This window comes from Flavobacterium olei (assembly GCF_039749035.1).
GTDB lineage: Bacteria > Bacteroidota > Bacteroidia > Flavobacteriales > Flavobacteriaceae > Flavobacterium > Flavobacterium olei.
The window spans coordinates 145040-164519 of record NZ_JBDKWC010000005.1 but is presented as its reverse complement, the minus strand read 5'-3'; the positions used below and the strand labels follow the sequence as shown (position 1 = coordinate 164519).

Annotated in this window: 10 protein-coding genes; all 10 read right to left on the bottom strand. The window is 38.4% G+C overall.

Annotated features, from left to right (window positions below):
• On the bottom strand, positions 1–2189 hold a 2189-nt coding region (locus ABEB31_RS14595; protein ID WP_488168026.1), incomplete at its 3' end, for a collagen-like domain-containing protein.
• Positions 2190–2519: 330 nt separating this feature from the next.
• On the bottom strand, positions 2520–7778 hold the full coding sequence (locus ABEB31_RS14590; protein ID WP_347052370.1) for a T9SS type B sorting domain-containing protein: 5259 nt from the start codon (positions 7776–7778) through the stop codon (positions 2520–2522).
• Between the two features lie 539 nt (positions 7779–8317).
• Positions 8318–9061 (bottom strand): rhamnogalacturonan acetylesterase, encoded by a 744-nt coding sequence (locus ABEB31_RS14585; RefSeq protein ID WP_347052369.1) that lies wholly within the window; start codon positions 9059–9061, stop codon positions 8318–8320.
• 145 nt (positions 9062–9206) lie between these two features.
• On the bottom strand, positions 9207–10562 hold the full coding sequence (locus ABEB31_RS14580) for a glycoside hydrolase family 28 protein (RefSeq protein ID WP_347052368.1): 1356 nt from the start codon (positions 10560–10562) through the stop codon (positions 9207–9209).
• Positions 10563–10782: 220 nt separating this feature from the next.
• Positions 10783–12780 carry a pectate lyase gene (gene pelA / locus ABEB31_RS14575; RefSeq protein ID WP_347052367.1) on the bottom strand — a complete coding sequence of 666 codons (1998 nt, stop codon included), beginning with the start codon at positions 12778–12780 and terminating at the stop codon, positions 10783–10785.
• A 9-nt stretch (positions 12781–12789) separates the two neighbouring features.
• Positions 12790–14379 carry a glycoside hydrolase family 43 protein gene (locus ABEB31_RS14570; protein ID WP_347052366.1) on the bottom strand — a complete coding sequence of 530 codons (1590 nt, stop codon included), beginning with the start codon at positions 14377–14379 and terminating at the stop codon, positions 12790–12792.
• A 253-nt stretch (positions 14380–14632) separates the two neighbouring features.
• Positions 14633–15856, bottom strand: coding sequence for a glycoside hydrolase family 88/105 protein (locus tag ABEB31_RS14565; protein ID WP_347052365.1), 1224 nt, complete (start codon positions 15854–15856; stop codon positions 14633–14635).
• Between the two features lie 159 nt (positions 15857–16015).
• The gene (locus tag ABEB31_RS14560; protein WP_347052364.1) at positions 16016–17224 is read right to left on the bottom strand and encodes a glycoside hydrolase family 88/105 protein; all 1209 of its coding nucleotides are present in this window, start codon (positions 17222–17224) and stop codon (positions 16016–16018) included.
• 18 nt (positions 17225–17242) lie between these two features.
• Complete coding sequence (locus ABEB31_RS14555) at positions 17243–18436, bottom strand: glycoside hydrolase family 88/105 protein (RefSeq protein ID WP_347052363.1); 1194 nt, start codon at positions 18434–18436, stop codon at positions 17243–17245.
• Between the two features lie 78 nt (positions 18437–18514).
• Positions 18515–19480, bottom strand: coding sequence for a DUF4861 family protein (locus tag ABEB31_RS14550; protein ID WP_347052362.1), 966 nt, complete (start codon positions 19478–19480; stop codon positions 18515–18517).

Here is a 19480-nt window from a genome sequence, read left to right as displayed (position 1 = left end):
CCTTCATACGGATATTTAGGTCCAGGTCCTACATAAGCAAATACCTCTTTTGTAGTGGTATTGATCCAGATGTTGGATTCCGGCGTGGTTCCGTCGATTCCCGGTGTACCTGCTCCTCCCGGAACACCGTTTACACCGTCAACACCGTCAGCACCGTTTATTTTGATCCAGTTTCTTTCGTTCCCTTCATATGGATATTTAGGTCCCGGTCCTACATAAGCAAATACCTCTTTAGTTGTTGTATTGATCCAAATATTAGATTCTGGTGTGGTTCCGTCAATTCCAGGTGTACCTGCTCCGCCAGGAATTCCATTTGCACCGTCAACCCCGTCTCTACCTTTCAACGGAATCCAGTTATTAGGATCCATTGGGTCTGTACCCGGTCTAAGGATGTAAACATCCCCTGTTGAATTATCAACATAGATTGTACTATCAGCATCGATACCTGAAGCGCCCGGTGTACCAGGTGCTCCGTTTCCGCCAACCATACCGTCTTTTCCGTTGTTTCCTGCTTTTCCGTTTAATGTGATCCAGTTGGCCTCATTTCCTTCATACGGATATTTAGGTCCAGGTCCAATATAAGCAAATACCTCTTTTGTAGTGGTATTGATCCAGATGTTTGATTCTGGTGTGGTACCATCTGCTCCCGGTGTACCTGCTCCGCCCGGAATACCGTTTACACCGTCTACTCCGTCAGCTCCGTTTATTTTGATCCAGTTTTTTTCATTTCCTTCATACGGATATTTAGGTCCCGGTCCGATATAAGCAAAAACTTCTTTGGTTTTTGTATTGATCCAGATGTTGGATTCCGGTGTAGTTCCGTCTGATCCAGGTGTACCCGCCGCACCCGGAATACCGTTTGCACCATCTACTCCATCAGCACCGTTTATTTTAACCCAGTTATCTGGATTATCAGGATCGGTACCTGGTTTTAATATATATACTGTGCCTGTATCTGTATTTACAAATATTGTAGCGTATGAAGGAATACTGATTCCGGGATCTCCTGGATTTCCTTTTCCGCCAATGATACCGTCTGCACCGTTGTTTCCGTCTTTACCGTTAAGCGGCACCCAGTTTTTTGGATCTGCGGGGTCTGTATTCGGAGTTAGTACAAATACGGTTCCTGTATCTGTATTAACCCAGATGGTTGTGTTTGAAGGAATGGTTACTCCGGCATCTCCCGGATCCCCTTTTCCTCCCATTATACCATTATTTCCGTTGTTTCCATCTTTACCATTAATTGGCACCCAGTTGTTTTTGTCGTCAGGATCGGTACCCGGTTTTAAGATGTACACAACACCTGAATCTGTGTTTACAAATATTGTAGCGTATGAAGGAATACTGATTCCGGGATCTCCCGGATCTCCTTTTCCGCCCACGATACCATCACTTCCATTGTTACCGTCCTTACCGTTAATTGGTACCCAGTTTTTTGGATCTTTTGAATCTGTGCCCGGAGTTAAAATAAATACAGTTCCTGTATCTGTATTAATCCAGATGGTAGTGTTTGAAGGAATACTGACTCCAGGATCTCCAGGATCTCCTTTACCTCCTACAATACCGTTGTTTCCGTCTGTACCATTAATTGGCACCCAGTTATCATGGTTTTTCGGGTCTCTTACGTATACAATACCGGTTGTATAGTCAACATACATTTCGATGGTTGCATCCAGACCTTTAGCACCCGGTAGTCCGTTACCACCAATGATACCGTTTTTACCGTCCAGTCCGTTTTTTCCATTTATTGGAGTCCATGTTCCATCTGCATTTTGCACATATACGGTTCCTGTCGTAGTGTTCGTATAAAACGTAACATTTTCACCAGGATATCCAGGTTCTCCTTTTGCTCCCGGCTCTCCTTCGCCTTTAACAGCATTATTGTTTATATCAGCCAAACTAGCAATTTTACACCATTTGTTAACGTACCAATAGTAGTAACCGGGCGTTATGTCTGAATTTGTTGCCGTATTAAAAACCAACAAACTATTGACGTTTCCGTCTGTAATTGTAGAAGTGTCGGTTGAACTCGTTAATTTAACCTGAGGAATCAAGATACCTTTATTATCAGACTTCATATGAACCAAAGCCGATTTGTATTCTACCTTTGTATCTCCTATGATAACCTGCTGACCATAACTGGCAAATCCTCCCACAAGCATAAATAAGGGTAATAGTCTATTCTTCATAAATAATCATTTTTATTAGTATAACTTTATGTGTATTTTATTGCTTAGTTCATTAACCGTATAAAATTCAATTTAACTGTCGTGAACAAAATGCAAAGTACACTCTAAATGAAGGCTAAAAGAGCCACTAAAAGTTTAAAAAATGAAAGAATAAGACTAAGTTTTCGCTTTACAAATGCGGGTATTATTAAGATTACAAATGATTTATAAAATTTTGCTAAGATTGTCCTGAGTTGAATAATACTGCATTAAAAAAAATATTTTTTACAAAAAAAAGCAGCTGTATCAACAGCTGCCTTTCTTTTATTTTTCTTTAAAACGTTTACAATCTTACTGACTGTTAACATATAAATATCCTGCTTTTTTGATTTTTCCTGTGCTGCCGGCATATTCTAAGGTATAAAAATAGGTTCCGCCAGGCAATTTGTTTCCTCTGTCGATGGTTGCCCTTCCATCAGAGAATCCCTCAAATGGGCGCGTCACATTATCGTATCCGCTTCTCTCATACACCATTACTCCGTAACGGTTGTAGATGCGGACGACGTTATCAGGATAACAGTCAATGCCTTTAATAACGAAATGGTCGTTGAGTCCGTCTCCGTTTGCCGATACGGCGTTGTAGACTTCCTGTATGCAGGATACGTTTACTGTCTGACTGAAGATGGTCTGGTTGCCACACTGGTCAGATGCGGTCCAGGTTCTTAATAATGTGTATCTGCTGCTGCAGTCGCCTTCTGTTCTTGTTTCCTCATAATTTATAGTTGCTGTACTGCAATTATCCGTCGCTGTTAAATTTGTGGGATCCGGAATAGTATCGCAACTGGCATTGATAACCGTTTCCGGAAGAGTCCCTGTAAAAACCGGTGGCGTTGTATCGCTCATTAGTATATTTTGCGTACACTGTGCACTATTCAGAATGGTGTTTTCTCCTGCGTCATGTAGTCCATTTTTGTTTGTATCTTCATATTCTGTTACGACGTAGGTTCTGACTACGGTAGCATTACAGCCTTGATCTGCGCCATTTGAGGCCGTGATTTCAATTACACCACAATTGGTATTGACAATTCTTCCATCGCCATTTCCTAAAGCTTCAAACTGTGCCCTGGTAAGGTTTGATGCTGTTGGAAGCTCGTTGTAACACGAAACTACTGTTTGAGGGAATGTTGGACACACGACATTAAAACTACAGCAATTGGGCGAAACACCCGAAACGCTTATCGTATTACAGGCAGAGGCATCCTGTAGTTTGACGTTGTAATTTGTTCCCGAATTTATAAGATCCGATGTCCAGCTATTTGCTGACCATGTTCCGGGTGCTCCCGTTCCTGATGCTGCAAATGGCGCTTGCCCACTAACTTCCAAAGTAACCCTATAACCTGCTTCTGTCGCAGAGCAGGCAACTGTTTCAGCCCCTTCAAGTCCAATTTGGCTGATAATTACATTCTGATTTGCGGTCACACTATTTCCGTTTCCATCGTCAAATGTCCACGTTACAATGGTGGTTCCTGTCTCTGTAATTGGGAAAGGCGTAGTAGTAGTTCCGGTAACGGTTCCTGCACAGTTATCTGTAGTTGTTGGTGCTACGGGCGTAACAACGCATTGCCCCTTGATGTCTGCTAAAACTGGTGTTACAGGAGGTGTGGTGTCATTCAGAATTATATTCTGACTTGCGGTCGAAACATTTCCGTTTCCATCATTGAAACTCCACGTTATAATTGTTGTTCCCTGTGTTGTGACTGGAAAAACTGTCGACGTAGTTCCTGTAATTGTTCCTGCGCAGGCATCAGTAGCGACCGGTACTGTTGGTGTTGCTGAACATTCTGCCGTTATATCTGCCAGAACCGGCGTTACCGGTGCGGTGCTGTCTTTTATAATAATGTTTTGATTAGCAGTTGCTATATTCCCGTTTCCGTCATCGAAACTCCACGTTACAATTGTTGTTCCCTGTGTTGTAACTGGAAAAACTGTAGACGTAGTTCCTGTAATTGTTCCTGCGCACGCATCAGTAGCGACTGGTACTGTTGGGGTGACCGAACATTCTGCCGTTATATCTGCCAGAACCGGAGTTACCGGTGCAGTGCTGTCTTTTATAATGATGTTTTGATTAGCGGTTGCTATATTCCCGTTGCCATCATCAAAACTCCACGTTACAATTGTTGTTCCCTGTGTTGTGACTGGAAAAACCGTAGCCGTAGTTCCTGTAATTGTTCCCGCGCAGGCATCAGTAGCGACTGGTACTGTTGGCGTGGCTGAACATTCTGCTGTAACATCTGCCAGAACCGGAGTTACCGGTGCGCTTATGTCTTTTATAATGATGTTTTGACTGGCTGTTTGTGTATATCCATTTCCGTAGTCAAAACTCCAGGTAACAACAGTTGTTCCCTGAGTGGTTATTGGAAAAACCGTAGCCGTAGTTCCTGTAATTATCCCCGCGCAAGCATCTGTTAGCGTTGGCGAAGTAGGAACAACAGAGCATTCTGCCGTTATATCTGCTAAAGCTGACGGTAATGTGGTTGCATTAATTATTATACTTGCTGTAGTGGTATTAGAACAGGTTCCGTTACTAAAGGAATACGTGATAAGGTGTGTTCCCGGAGTCGAAGCCGACAAATTGACTTCTCCTGTCTGCACATCAACAATTAAACCTGTGTCGCCAATGAAAGCCCCTCCTGTTGTACCGGTAACAGTTACAGCAGCCGTACCTCTGTTGCAATACGGCAAACCGGAATAAGCTATAGTTGCAGTTGGTAAGGCATTTATATTTATGGTTGCTGTAGCGGTATTGGAGCAGGTGCTATCACTAAAAGTATAGGTAACAGTGTGATTTCCCGCTGAAGAAACTGATAAATCTATTTCTCCTGTTTGTGCATTTATAGTCAGGCCGGGGTCTGACGAAAATACTCCTGCCTGATTTCCGATGAGTTCCACTTTAGCTGTTCCGGTATTGCAATAGGGTAAATCCGTGTATGCTATTGCTGCCGTAGGAAGCGTATTAATAGTAACTGCTACCGGTACTATAGTACTGCATCCGTTGGCATTAGTGCCTTTTATGTAAAAAATGTCATCTGTTGCTACTGCAGTAGGATTTGCTACAGGAACGGTGGCAGTTTCCTCAGAAAAATAGGTGTATGTTAAACCAGGTTCACTTCCGGCAGTAATTTCCGGAGCTGTAATATTTACTGTACCAGGGCTGCAGACCGGAGCCGGATTGGTAACAATTACAGATGGAGCCGGATTAACATTAATAGTCAGATTAGAAACTGTACTACTGTTACATGGTGCCCCCAGTGAGACGGTGCAGGTAAAATTATTGGCACCTACCGCCAGATCAGCATAATTAATAAGAGGATCTTTTTCTGCCTTATTGGAAGCAGTAATGCCTGGCCCCGTCCACAAATAAGAAAGTGCCCCAAATATATTGACGTCTAATTTAATCGTTCCAGACGTTTCCTTACAGATGGTGGCCGGATTTACTAAGCCGTTCGCACTTGCATCAGGTGCTGCAGCTACGCCTATTTGTGCAGATTGTGTAATAATGTTTCCACAGCCATCTTTTATTTTAAAAAAATAAGTAGCGTCTGTTAATCCGCCAAAAGTATTAGCGCTTTGATAGGCGCCATAATTAATACCTCCGTCTGTACTGAGCGCATATTCCATTATATTACCGGGCGCTGGCGAATTGGATGCAGCAGTAATCGTTAGTGTACCATTACTTGCTCCGGCAGCACACACATAACCGCCTGTATTGGTCTTATCTACTATAATAGCATTATTGGCATCGTAAGTAACAGTTTGTGTGAGTACATTTTGTGTTCCTCCCTTCATTCGCAGCGCAAAAATATAAGTACCATAACTTAACCCGTTAAAAGGAAGTGAGGCTGTAACAGAGGCTAAATCTCTGGTTTGCCCTACGCTTGATGGTCCCGAAACGATTATGACCTGATATGCGGTTGCATCATCAAAAATTCCATTCATTACATAATTAAAACCTCCACAAACAGCGGTTATAGTATTGCCATTCAAACTGGCGTTATATCCTTTTACGGTTACATTAAGACTTTTTGTTCCGCAAGAAGTAGTTACATTTAAAGTATAATCGCCTTTTGGCCAATAACCAACTGGATCTGATGTATTTACTCTGGGTAAATAAACGTTTCCATTGGCATCTAATGCCGCGCTACCCGTCTGCCCGATAGTGACCAGAGGATTGCCTGAGGCGGTAACCTCATAATTTATAACTTCACCAGACTGATAAGGACTTACTTTGATAAGCAATCGCCCATATCCAAGAACATTTAAATTCTGTTGGATTCCAAAACTATTTTGTGTAATGTTAACTGAAGGTACTGCAGGAATTACAATGTTTTGAGAGGGTGATAAAGCAAAGTCGCCTGTAGTATTACCACCGGCATCAACATAGGTAACGTGATATGTGGCTCCTGCGGTAAAACCAGAAGTAAAATCATTAGCATTAATAAGTGTTTTTGAAATAACATCGGCAGGATTGGCAATATTCGTAAAAGTAATATTTATCGGTAAACAGCCTAACCGGCTAGCTGATGTCTGGACTAATCCTGTACCTCCGCAATTGTATGTACCTATGCTACTGGATGGCGCGCTGACAGGAAATTCTTTTGTATTGCCACATTTATCAATCAATACCACTTTCATATTATTCAAATCAGCAAATACATTTGTTCGGTTTGCTATTGCCGGCATAATTGCAAGTTGCTGTAAAGGACTGTAACCTGTACCACCAATATCGCTATAGCCATCTGCATCTATATCCTGCCCATATAACTGCCCCTGATATTTAATTTTCCAGCTAAAATTTGCTGCATCGGCAGTTGATAATGTTGAGCTGGTTGCAGAGTATTGAAAAAGGAGTTCATTATTTATGTATATTGGTGATGAACACTTGAATTCAGGAACGTAGGTAGGATAGGCCACACTACCTAATTTAATATCTGCTAATCCCACAGTGGGATTGGAAACAGAAGTTGCTCCGGTCACGGTTTGACCACATGAATCTGTAACACCTATGAGGTAATTACCAACGGGAACAGGATTAAACGAAAATGTTGTACCCCCAACAGGTCCGCTACTTTGCAAGATCGTTCCCGGTGCACTCTGTGTGGAAATTGTATACGTGTAAGTGGCCTTTCCTCCTGTAACCGTCGAAGTTAAAACAGCATTACCTCCAACACATCCCGCAACTTTTGTAGGTGTCGAAATGGTCATTGGTGTATAACCATCTACAACGGCAATAGAAGTACTGCTAAAAATTGTCCCTCCCGCGACAGCTCTGCCCTTTACCGTATAACTTCCTGTACTTAAACCTGTAAATACGTTAACATTAGTAAATTGAGTGGCATCTCCTGACACCGGAGCAACGACAACCCCAGCCTTTAATAACTGATATTGCGGCGTGGCTCCCAAACCCACACTACTGGCTGTTATAATGCCGCTGTTTAAACATCCAGTGTTGGTTGCTGAACCAGATACTGTCTGAGCAAAAATCATATTACCTGTAAACTTCAGTACAGGAAAAATAATTAATAGTACCAATAAAGTAATTTTTGATTTCATATTTGTTTTTAGTTTAACAACAATTATTACAAATCGTAAAATCAATTCCTGAGATTATCAATAATAATTTTTGTAATAATTGTCTAATTAGTAGACGCGTAATAAGGTATGTCTCTGCTTTTTAGCGGGTGCAAAATTATAGTAAACTCAATTATATCATTTCCTTTAAAAGTCTAAAAAACAACAGATAAGGGTTTTTATATGTTTAATTAAGAGCAACAGAAGTAAGGAATATTCTTTTTTTATTTGAAATTGCTTTTTAAATTAGAAAAAGCTATTTTCCTTACAGTAATAAGGCTTGGAGGATGGAACAGATAAAAAGATTTCGGCTATAAATTATAGAAGGCGTTATAATTATAAGAATCCAGCTTATAGAATAGCAAATTTACTGATTTTCAACAAATTATATTATTACTTCATAAAAAAATTACTACAATTAAAAAATATGTTTAGTAGTCGCTAATGATCTACAGCTATAAAAACAAAAAGCCTGAATAATAAATATATTATTCAGGCTTTTATGATTTTATAAAATGGCACTACTTTACAGCATTCTTTAATCTTTCCATTTCTGGTTCTTTTAAAAGCTTAAGCTGATCAACAAAAATCTGCGCTATCGATTGTGCTCCTTTTAAAGATAAATGAGTATCATCTGCTTTGTCTTTTTCGTAATACGGACTTTCTCCGGCTTTAAAATGAAGATGCAATTCCTTAGATTTATCAGGTCCGTACGATTGCTCTAATTTTTCGGTATAATGTTCCATATCTATAAAGGGAACTTTATATTCCTGAGCCGTCAATCTGGTTTCCAGCGGGTAATCGCCATGTGTGGGCACCAGAACACCTTTCTCATTAAAATTTCTTCTCGCAATAGAAGTCAGTAAAACAGGAAATGCTCCCTTCTCTCGTGTTTCTTTTACAAAGCGGATGAGATTATACCGATAGGCCGTATGCGGATTGGTATATCGAGTGGAATCTTCTATTTTTTCATCATTATGCCCGAATTCAATCAAAACGTAATCGCCTTTTTTTAATTTTTTATATACAGAATCCCATCGTTTTTCGCTGATAAAACTTTTGGTGCTTCTGCCGTTTACGGCTTTGTTTTCAATTACGATTTTATCTGTAAAAAAAGGCTGTAAAACCTGCGCCCAGCCATGTTCGGGATTTTTTTCAGGATCTTTTTTATTGGCCATTGTCGAATCTCCAATACAGTAGACTGTCGTTTTCTGAGCGAAGCAAACTGAAGTGATAAAAAATGTAACTAAAATATATTTTTTCATATTATATTGGTTTTATTTTTTTTTACCGCAAAGATCGCAGGGAATTACGCAAAGGACGCCAAGTTTTTGATACAAAGCTTTGCGTACTTTGTGTTTTTAGAATCACATAAAATAAAAATCTTTGCGTGCATTGCGGTAAAATTCTCTATGGTTTAGAAACAGCTGACGGCACACTGGCTCTTTGTCCAATAAATACATCTGCCATTAAAACATTTTCAGCATTTTCGTTGGATAATGCATTCTTTGCTTCCTTAATTTCGATATCTGTCAACGTTATATTCTGAATCTTTTTATCGGGAAATCCCTGAATGACAATACCCGATTCAGAAGCTTTATTACAAGTGATATTAGAAAAATGTACATTGGATATATCCGATTGGTAACCTTTGCCTTCTCCATGATAATTTGCCGTAATGTAGATACAGTCTTCCACCTGGTCTAACTGAATATTACGCACAAATATATTTTTAATATATCCGCCGCGATCGGCATTTGTCTTTAAATAGATGCCTCTTTTTAAATAACCAATTGTTTTGCAATTCACCACAAATACATTTTGTACTCCGGCTGACATTTCACTGCCAATTACAACTCCGTGAAGTCCCTTAAAATTACAATTTCTAATTACGATATTCTCGCTTGGTGTTGCTCTATTAGCCCTTCCTTCATGATCTCTTCCTGCTTTGATCGCGACGTTATCATCGCCGTTATCAAAATTTACATTTTCAATCAATACGTTTTTCGAATATTCCGGATCGATACCGTCATTGTTATGATTTAATGATTTATAGCTGATGCCACGAACGGTTATATTCTGGGATTTTAATAAATGCAGACACCAAAAAGGTGAATTTTCGATTCTGATATTTTCTACCAGTATATTTTTACAATTCAGAAACTGAATCATTTGTGGTCTTAAAAAATATCCTTCTCCAAATTTTCTGTTTTCTATTAGGACATTGGTATGGTTCATTTCACGGCTTCGTTCTTTTCCTGCTGCTTCTTTTGCTTTAAAAGTTTTCCATATTTTCCCTCCTTCTCCATCTATTGTTCCCTCGCCGGAAATTACAATGTTCCGGCAGTTATTGGCATAAATAAGCGGACTGTAATTGTATAACATTGTACCCTCCCAACTCGTTAGAACCATTGGCAGATAGTCCGCTGGATTATCACTGAATTTAATTTTCGCCCCTTTTTCTAATTTTAGATTTACATTACTTACAAAATGAATGGGTCCGTTAATTTTATAAATTCCTTTTGGCACCACAATAGTTCCACCGTTCTTCTTTTTACATAAAGCCATCGCCTTATCAAAAACTTTTTTATTGTTAAAAAGAGAATCTCCTTTTGCTCCCAATTTGGCAATATTTATTTGATATGAAGGAATCTTAGGTAGCACAATATTGCTGACAATTGAATCTGCTTTACTTTTCTGAAATGCATTATTTTGTGCAATGGCACTACATGAAAATAACAATATCAGTAGAAATTTGTAATTCATTTTATACTTGTATTATAGTTTGAGACTTTTAAATATACTTTCGTGAAATGATTAAATCTAAAACTCAATTAACTTTGTTTTAAAGAACAATTTTTTGAAATAAATACATAAACATGTATTTTTCTTACAAATTAATTAAAACCGATTTATGAATGTTATTTTTCATAACACCAATTTATTGATTTTAAATTTTCAATAAATTATATCTATTCATAAATGTTTATTTTAAAAACCAATTTGGAACTGTATCACTTAAAATATTTTGCACGGTGTATGAAGCCGCTTGTTTTTTAGAAAGCTGACTGGACCATTTTACTCTTTTTGCCGGTTGATATCCTTCTCCTGTACACTGGTATTCAGCATAAAAAGCATTTTTCTCTGCTTCGGGCTTCGACCAGTTTTCCCAGCCTTCGGATTTAATGTGTTTTCCCATTTGACAATTTACAAAAACTGTCTTCGCATAAATTCTCCACGGTCTTCCCAAATACACTTCTTTTGCTTCCGGATGTGCTGTCAGCTTACAATTAAGGAAAACAAAGCCAAAAGGAATTCCCTGCGGAGTAGACGCTGCTGTGATATAAGAACTTTTAATGCTGTGAATTTCGCAATTTGCGAATACGGCTGTCGCACTCCCAAAAATAAAATCAGTTGTTCCTTCAATGTAACAATCATTAAAATATTGTTTGGCCTCTTTTCCGGACAGATATAAGGTGTCCTGATTTCCCAAAAGACTGCAATTGATCACTTTAACTCTGTTTCCGGTTACAGCTAATGCAATTGCCTGTCCCCGTTCTCCGGAAGAATTTTTAATAGTAAGATTCATAACCGTACAGTCATCGCCTTCTGAGGCAACAGTGTAGGTATAAAAAGTGCTGTTTCTTCCTACATTGATTTTAGAAAAATTATCATCAAATGTAATAATGGTATTTTCTCTGCTTTCTCCTTTGAGGATTACGTTGGTATTCCATTCCGGAATTCTTACTTTTTCATTATAAGTTCCGTTTTTGATATAAATGGTAACTTTCTCGTACGGAAACGCCGGACAGGCATATATTGCATCCTGAATTTTAGAAAAATCTCCCGAACCATCCTGAGCCACGGTAATTAAAACCACATTCTTTTTTTCAGCATTTCCAACTTTTGTCCCATTTTTAACTGCCCAGTCCGGATACTTTTTCAACACTTCTTTTGCTGCGTCCGAATACCAGGAATAACCATTTCTTCTTTCCGGACCAATCTCGTCCAGTGATTTTTTTCGAATTCCGTCACGATCACAAAAGAAGGGTTCGTTGGTTTCCAGGTCCATAAACCTGGCCCAGATGGGATCGGCATTTTGAGTCGGAATCATCTTTTTATCGATAATTTTCCCATCCTCATTTGTTACTCTCTTTTCTTCCAGATTGGTGATTTTTGTCTTTTCAAACCATGCTACGGCACTTTTAACAGCTGTAACAATTTCTGGCGACGGTTTTTCAATTGACATTAAAAGCAATACAATTTTTGCAGATTCATAGCCGCTTAAAGAAGCTAACTCAAAGGCTCTCGCATTGGCAGGAAGTAACGTATTTTCGTCATGCTGCGCGCACCAGGCAGTTAAAATACCATTTTGTTTGTATTGCGTTTTTAAGATACAGTCGATTCCTTTATCGAAAGATTTTTTACATTTTTCAACGATTTCATTTGAAGGTTTAATGCTGTAATAATCGGTTTGGTCTGCAATAGCCCGTATCACATTCAAAATATGAACCATCGAATCGTCATTGTAGGTAATATGGGTATAATAGCCTTTTTTGAGTGGATAGAACTGAGGCCAGCCTCCGTTATCATATTGCGCTTCAAGCAGATAATTTAATCCCTTTAAGAAAGATTCTTTGTATCGCTCATCCTTAACCTGTGCATACATTTTTGACATAAAAAGCATTTCCTGAGTGGTGGCTCCATTGTCAGTAGTGGTTTCAGCGGCAGTTTTTTTCAGAACTAATAAATCACTCTTTTGCTTTTCTGATAATTCCTTTTGCATCTCCGTGTTTTTAGGCCATCCGCCGATATCTCTTTGGTATAGTAAAACATTTTCAGCGATTTTTTTGGCTTCCGCCGAAGCGAACCACGTGGCATCACTCTTCCGAATAATTTCAGACCATTTTTTATATTGCGTTTGTCCCTTTACAGCAAAACAGCAAAGTAAAAGAGAGAGTACTATTTGTTTTTTCAACTGCATTATTTCTTATTATTTTGTTATTCTAAACCAATCTACTGCCACATTTCCCGAATCGTTTTTAACCTCGGTACCCAGGGCAAAAAGTCCGACCTTTGCGCCAATCCACTTTCCTTCCCTCGCGGTAAATTCTTTTCCAATTGCCTGATAGTTTTTATCGTCCAGACTGTAAAAGAAACTGCAGATTCCTCCTTTACTAATTTTCACTCTCAGATAAATCGTATTATTGTCGATTAAAACTGGTTTTGTTTCCGATTCTGAAACCGCTTTATCAAAAGTTCCCGTTTTCTGATTCAAATAGAGTTTGCCGTTATCATTTTTAAAATTCAGGTAACTGTAATCCAATCCCATAATAAGCAAACCTGTACTTTCTCCATTTAATCTCGGATTAAAAGTCAGTTTTGTGGTCGCAGTAAATTCTTCCGCAGGAAACTTTTGTAATAATAAATTTGGAGCATTAAAGATGTTGCTGCTGGTGGTATTACAAAATAAATTGAGATATCCCAGACTTGTCGGCATTCCAAAGTTAATCTGCTTATTGGCCTGCCATTGCCATTGCAACCCTAGTTTTGGCGAATTAAACTCATCTGATTCTGCCGGAGTTTCAACCGCATATTTTTTGCCAACGTTTGGTTTTTTAAACGTAGTTACCGGCTCGCCAATTCCGTTTTTATCAAAATCCTGTCCCATAACCGGCCAGTCATTTTCCCATTTTACAGGCTGCAAATGAACAATACGTCCGTAAGCTCCTTTGTCCTGGAAATGAAAAAACCAGTCTTCTCCGGTTTGTGTGGTAACCCACGCACCCTGATGCGGACCATTTATTGTGGTCGACCCCTGTTCTAAAACTTTCTTTTTTTCGTACGGACCAAAAACATTTTTTGATCTCAAAATGGTTTGCCAGCCCGTGGGAACTCCGCCCGCAGGTGCAAAAATGTAGTAGTAATTATTTCGTTTGTAAAATTTTGGCCCTTCAATTGTTCCTTCGCTTTCGTGTCCGTCAATCACCATTACCTCATCGTTATTAACCACAGTTCCGTCAGGTTTCATGGTGCAAACCACCAATAAACTTTTAATTTGAGCACGGCTTCCTGCAAAGGCATGTACCATATATGCTTTTCCGTCAGTGTCCCAAAGCGGACTCGGATCGATTAGACCTGTTCCGGCTTTTACCAAAAGGGGTTCCGACCACGGACCTTCTGCTTTTTTGGCTTTAATCATGTAAATTCCGAAATCCGGATCCGGATAGTAAATATAGAATTCGTTATTATGGTAATTGATGCTTGGCGCCCAAACTCCATTTCCATGCTGTACTTTATTGTATGTTTCAAACGGTGGCTGCTTTACTAATGCATGACCAATGATTTTCCAGTTGACCAGATCTTTAGAGTGCAAAATCGGCAATCCCGGAATACAATTAAACGACGAAGCCGTCATATAATAATCATCGCCTGCGCGAACAACATCCGGATCGGAATAATCGGCATGAAGAACAGGGTTGGTATAAGTTCCGTCTCCGTTATCAGAAACCCAAACCTGCGCATGATTCTTTTGTACTGAAAAAATAGAAAGAAGAAAAAGGATGATTTTTATATTTTTCATTTTAAATGTGTTTGTGTGGGTTTACTGCGAAGATTTGCTAAGTTTTTTAGGCTGTCAGTCAGAGCGTAGTCGAAGACCTATGCGCAAAGTTTTTGCCACAAAGACCCTAAGACTCAAAATTTTTTCCTGCCCTACATTCTGAGCGCCCTGAAACTTCGGAGAAGAACTACGCGCAAAGTTTTTCGCCACGAATTACACGAATTCCATTAATTTTAAATTCGCGAAAATCCCTGTAATTCGTGGCAAACTTTACTTATCTGTTCAACTCTAAAGCAGCCAGAATAAATGGACCTGTTGCTTTAGGATCGTTGTCTTTTTTTCTTTCGTTTACGTAATATTCGTAAGAACCGTCACGGTATGGATTACCACCCAGACCCGCCACCTGGCAACAATTCGTCAATGTGATTCCGCCGTCTTCGTCTACTTTTTTGATTAATATTTTAGTTAATCCGTCAAAAGCTTTGTTGGCCAATTTTTTATAATTTGCCGGTAAATATCCTTTGTTGGCTCCTTTTGCAAAAGCATAAGCAAACATCGAAGATCCAGAAGCTTCTAAATAGTTTCCTTTCTCTCCGCCTTTGTCTGTTACCTGATGCCATAAACCGGATTTGTCCTGAAATTTAGCCAAAGCCGTCGCAGCATTATTTAGATATTTGACTAATTCTTTATGTTTCGGGTGTTCTTTTGGCATATAATCTAAAACATCAACCAAAGCCATCATATACCAACCCAAAGCTCGCGACCAGAAATTTGGAGAATTACCTGTTTCTTTATTTGCCCATGGCATTTGTTTGCTTTCGTCCCAGGCGTGGTATAATAATCCTGTTTTGGGGTCTGTAGCATGAAGCTGAATCAACTCAAACTGTTTGGCGATATCATCAAAACTTTTTCCATCTTCAAATGTCAGTGTATATTGTGCATAGAAAGGTTCTCCCATGTACAAACCGTCTAACCACATTTGGTTTGGATAAATTTCCTTGTGCCAGAAGCCGCCGCTTGCTGTCCTTGGCTGCTCCTGTAATTGTTTGCGAATTTGCTGTAAAGCTGTTAGATATTTTTTTTCTTTTGAAGTCGCGTAGATATCAAACAGTAATCTCCCCGGAACAACCAGGTCAATATTAAATTTATCAAATTCATAAGTTTTAATAGATCCGTCTTCCTGTACCAATTCGTCTACATAACCTCTGATGTATGCTTTATATCTCGGATCCGGATTTTTTTTATTTAATTCTTCGATAGAATGTAAAACCAAAGCGTGCACATAATCCCATTTTGGCTTTTTGGCGTCATCGAGCATATAAGCTTGAGGATGGCGTTTCATTAACGTTAGAGCCATTTTATCCGACCATTTTAAATTCTTTCCAATCACGATGGCCTTTTTTGCCGGTTCCTGCGACGTAACCTTACAACTCGTAAGAGTCATAACGCAAATCATTAAAACCGACATCAGATAACTTTGCTTTCTACAATTTTTCATTTCAAAATATATTTAAATTCTACTACTTTTCTATTTTTAAGTTCTATCCAACAATCAAACAATCAAACAATCAAACAATCCAATTATCCAATTATCCAATTATCTAACTGTCTAATTATCTAATTGTCTAATTATCAAATCGTCTAATTATCAAATCGTCTAATTATCTAATTCAATAGCGGCTAAAATAAAAGGTCCTAATCCGTGTGAATTATCGACTTTAATTTTTTCGCCTGTGTAATATTCGTACGAACCATCCCGATACGGATTTCCGCCCAATCCCGCGCTGGCACAAACCTGCGTAATGTGAAGTTCGCCATCGGCATCGACCTTAATTAATTTTTTCACAATTCCGTCAAAACCTTTTAAAGCTGCTTTTTTATAACTTTCTGACAAATATCCTTTTTTGGCTCCTTTCGCAAAAGCGTAAACAAACATTTCAGAACCGGAAGCTTCCAGATAATTTCCTTTTTTATTTCCTGCATCGGTTACCTGATACCATAGGCCCGACTGATCCTGATATTTTAAAACTGCTATTGAAATATCATTTAAAAACTTAATCAATTCTTTTCTTTTGGGATGTTCTTTTGGCATATAATCCAGAACATCAACCAAAGCCATCATATACCAGCCAATCGAACGCGACCAAAAGTTTGGCGAAGTTCCTGTCGTTTTATTCGCCCAATCCATTTTCTTACTTTCATCCCAGGCGTGAAAAAGCAATCCTGTTTTTAAATCTAAAGTATGTTTATGTACTTCTTCAAACTGTTTGGCGATATCATTAAAAGCCTCTCCATTTTCAAATTCTGCAGTATATCTCGCATAAAAAGGTTCACCCATATACAAACCGTCCAGCCACATTTGATTGGGATATATTTTCTTGTGCCAGAATCCGCCGGAATTCGTTCTTGGATGTGTTTCCAATTGTTTTCTTAGCGTTTGCATTGCTGTTAAATACCGTTTTTCTTTGGTTGCATCGTAAAGATCAAAAAGTATTTTTCCTGCATTTATATTATCAATATTATAATCTTCCAGTTTGTAATTCAGGATTTCTCCCGAATCGTTAATAGTCGATTCTGCATAACCTCTGGCATATTCCAGATAAACCGGGTTTTTGGTTTCTTTATACAATTGCTCAAAAGACAACATGGCCAAACCGATTTTGTAATCCCATTTCGGCTTTTGATTCTGATCAATCTGCCACGCTTTGGGAGCACGTTTCATGATAGAAAGTGCCATTCTTTCGGACCATTTTAAATCTTTAGAAATAACATTTGATGCATTCTCCTGACCCGCAACTGAAAGGTTGAAAACTACGATTCCAATCCATAAAATTAAAACACGAAATTTATTTTTAGTATAATTCATGAGATTGTTTTTAACTTGTTATTTGTTCAGTTCAATTGCACTTAATAAAAATGCACCATACGCAATGGCTCCGTTATCCTTCCTTTTTGAGGTCAAATAATAATCGTTTGTTCCATCGCGGAAAGGTTTTCCTCCCAGACCAATATTAGAGGAGCTGTTTATGATATTAACCTCTCCTTTTTTGTCGACTTTTATAAATTCTTTTACAAAACTGTCAAAAGATTTCTTTGCCGTCGACTTGTAAACGGAAGGCAAATACCCTTTGTCTGCACCTTTCGCAAAAGCATAAATAATCATTCCTGAAGCTGAAGACTCTACATAATTTCCTAATTGCTCTGGTTTGTCGGCCACCTGATACCACAGTCCTGAATCGCTTTTGTACTGATTTACATTTTTGGCAATCTGATTCAAATACCCCACCAAAATTTTATATTTTGGATGCGATTTCGGAAAATAATCTAAAGTTTCCACCAGCGCAATCATGTACAAGCCAATTCCACGGCCCCAAACTGTGGGAGAAGTACCGGTTTGTTTATCGGCCCAGGCAATTTCTTTACTTTCGTCCCATGCCTGAAAAACCAAACCGCTTTTTTGATCCAGAATATGATTTTGAACCAGCTCGAACTGTCGGGCAACATCCTCTAAATTTTTGCCGTTTTCATACTTAACCGTAAATTGTGTGTAAAAAGGTTCTGCCATATACAGACCGTCAATCCACATTTGATTGGGATAGATTTGTTTGTGCCAAAATCCACCGCTTGGCGTTCTCGGCTGCGTTTCTAACTGATTTCTGACTTTTCCTAAAATCTGAAAATAACGGGAATCTTTGGTAACATCATATAAATTAAACAACAGCTTTGTCGGATTGAGATTGTCAATATTGTATTCTTTGAGGTCGTATTTTTTAATATTTCCTGTACTGTCAATACTCTCATCTACATATTCCTTAATATAATTTAGATACTTTGGATCCTTAGTTTTCAAATATAATTTTTCAAAACCAGACAATACAAAACCCATTTTATAATCCCATTTTGGCTTTTCATTTCCATCAAGCTGCCACGCTTCCGGATATTTATTCAAAATAGTCAAAGCCGTTCTCTCTGACCATTTTAAATCGTCAGCTAAACTTTTCTGATTTTGCGAAATACCCTTTAAACTAAAAAGCATCAAAAAGATAAAAATGCAGCTTTTGGAAATGTTTTTATACATATTCTTTGTTTTTTTGTTTCAGGTTTCAGGTTTCAAGTTACTGGAACCTGAAACCTGAAACCTGAAACTTTAAAATCTCTAGATCTTTCCTTTCTTATTTAATACTTCTAATCTTTCATTTAAGTATTTTTCGAATTCCTCTTTCGATTTAATTCCGTTCACCTCTTGTTCCCAGGCTCCTAAAAGATAAAAAGTCGTTGCTTTAGTTGTAGGTTTGAAAACCAGAAGATAATCTAAATCGGTATCTTCAATACTTTCTATCGTTTTTACTTCATAAAAAATAGCCATTCCTAATTTGTCCGGCACCAGAGATTGCGCTCCGTAAGTGGCCAGATACGCCCATTTTTTATTTTTGCTCTCCTTTTTAAGAAGGTCTGTATTTTTTTGTTTGACAATTCCGGTACAAATTCCTTTAATTTCTTTTGACGCCTTAATGGTATGCTGTGTATAAAGATTATCTGGTTTGATTGTCAATTCAGATATAAAATCAATTTTGTCAGAAGCCGTCTTCCATCCGTAATAATTCACTTTTACAACCGATTCTTTTGCCTTGTTAGAAACGGTCGCAATAGTCGAATCTACATCACGAAAGTGTAATTTTTCTTTATTTAAATAACGGTCTATAGATCCAATTCCGATTCCTTTTCCGGCTTTTAAAATATCGGCTCCCCAATCGCTCATTTCGTGATAAGAATCAAAATTGTCCTGACCTACTAATGGCAAAATATTTTTTGAAGTTTTCTTTCCGAAAATATCAATTGCATTTCTCCAGTCCAGATACAGACGGTAACCAATTCTGTTATTTTCCCATCCCGGACCTTCATAACGAATGTCAAAAGAATGATCTGTATGCTCTGGAGCCAATTTTAACCGATCCACATTTTTAAATACGGTCCCTCCTTTATACTTTCTTCCTTCCCATTTTCCGTCTGTTTTAGCAGAAATTTCGGCGTATGTTTTATTGGTTTTAATATCGTATTGCTGCGCATTAATGGCCGTTAAACCTGCAAAAAATAAAACAGCTGTGGTGATTCTTGTCTTCAT

What these genes read in the sequence shown, in the direction of transcription:
- ABEB31_RS14590 (WP_347052370.1), bottom strand. Translation starts at nt 7,778, where the DNA reads ATGAAATCAAAAATTACTTTATTGGTACTATTAATTATTTTTCCTGTA.
- ABEB31_RS14585 (WP_347052369.1), bottom strand. Translation starts at nt 9,061, where the DNA reads ATGAAAAAATATATTTTAGTTACATTTTTTATCACTTCAGTTTGCTTC.
- ABEB31_RS14580 (WP_347052368.1), bottom strand. Translation starts at nt 10,562, where the DNA reads ATGAATTACAAATTTCTACTGATATTGTTATTTTCATGTAGTGCCATT.
- pelA (WP_347052367.1), bottom strand. Translation starts at nt 12,780, where the DNA reads ATGCAGTTGAAAAAACAAATAGTACTCTCTCTTTTACTTTGCTGTTTT.
- ABEB31_RS14570 (WP_347052366.1), bottom strand. Translation starts at nt 14,379, where the DNA reads ATGAAAAATATAAAAATCATCCTTTTTCTTCTTTCTATTTTTTCAGTA.
- ABEB31_RS14565 (WP_347052365.1), bottom strand. Translation starts at nt 15,856, where the DNA reads ATGAAAAATTGTAGAAAGCAAAGTTATCTGATGTCGGTTTTAATGATT.
- ABEB31_RS14560 (WP_347052364.1), bottom strand. Translation starts at nt 17,224, where the DNA reads ATGAATTATACTAAAAATAAATTTCGTGTTTTAATTTTATGGATTGGA.
- ABEB31_RS14555 (WP_347052363.1), bottom strand. Translation starts at nt 18,436, where the DNA reads ATGTATAAAAACATTTCCAAAAGCTGCATTTTTATCTTTTTGATGCTT.
- ABEB31_RS14550 (WP_347052362.1), bottom strand. Translation starts at nt 19,480, where the DNA reads ATGAAGACAAGAATCACCACAGCTGTTTTATTTTTTGCAGGTTTAACG.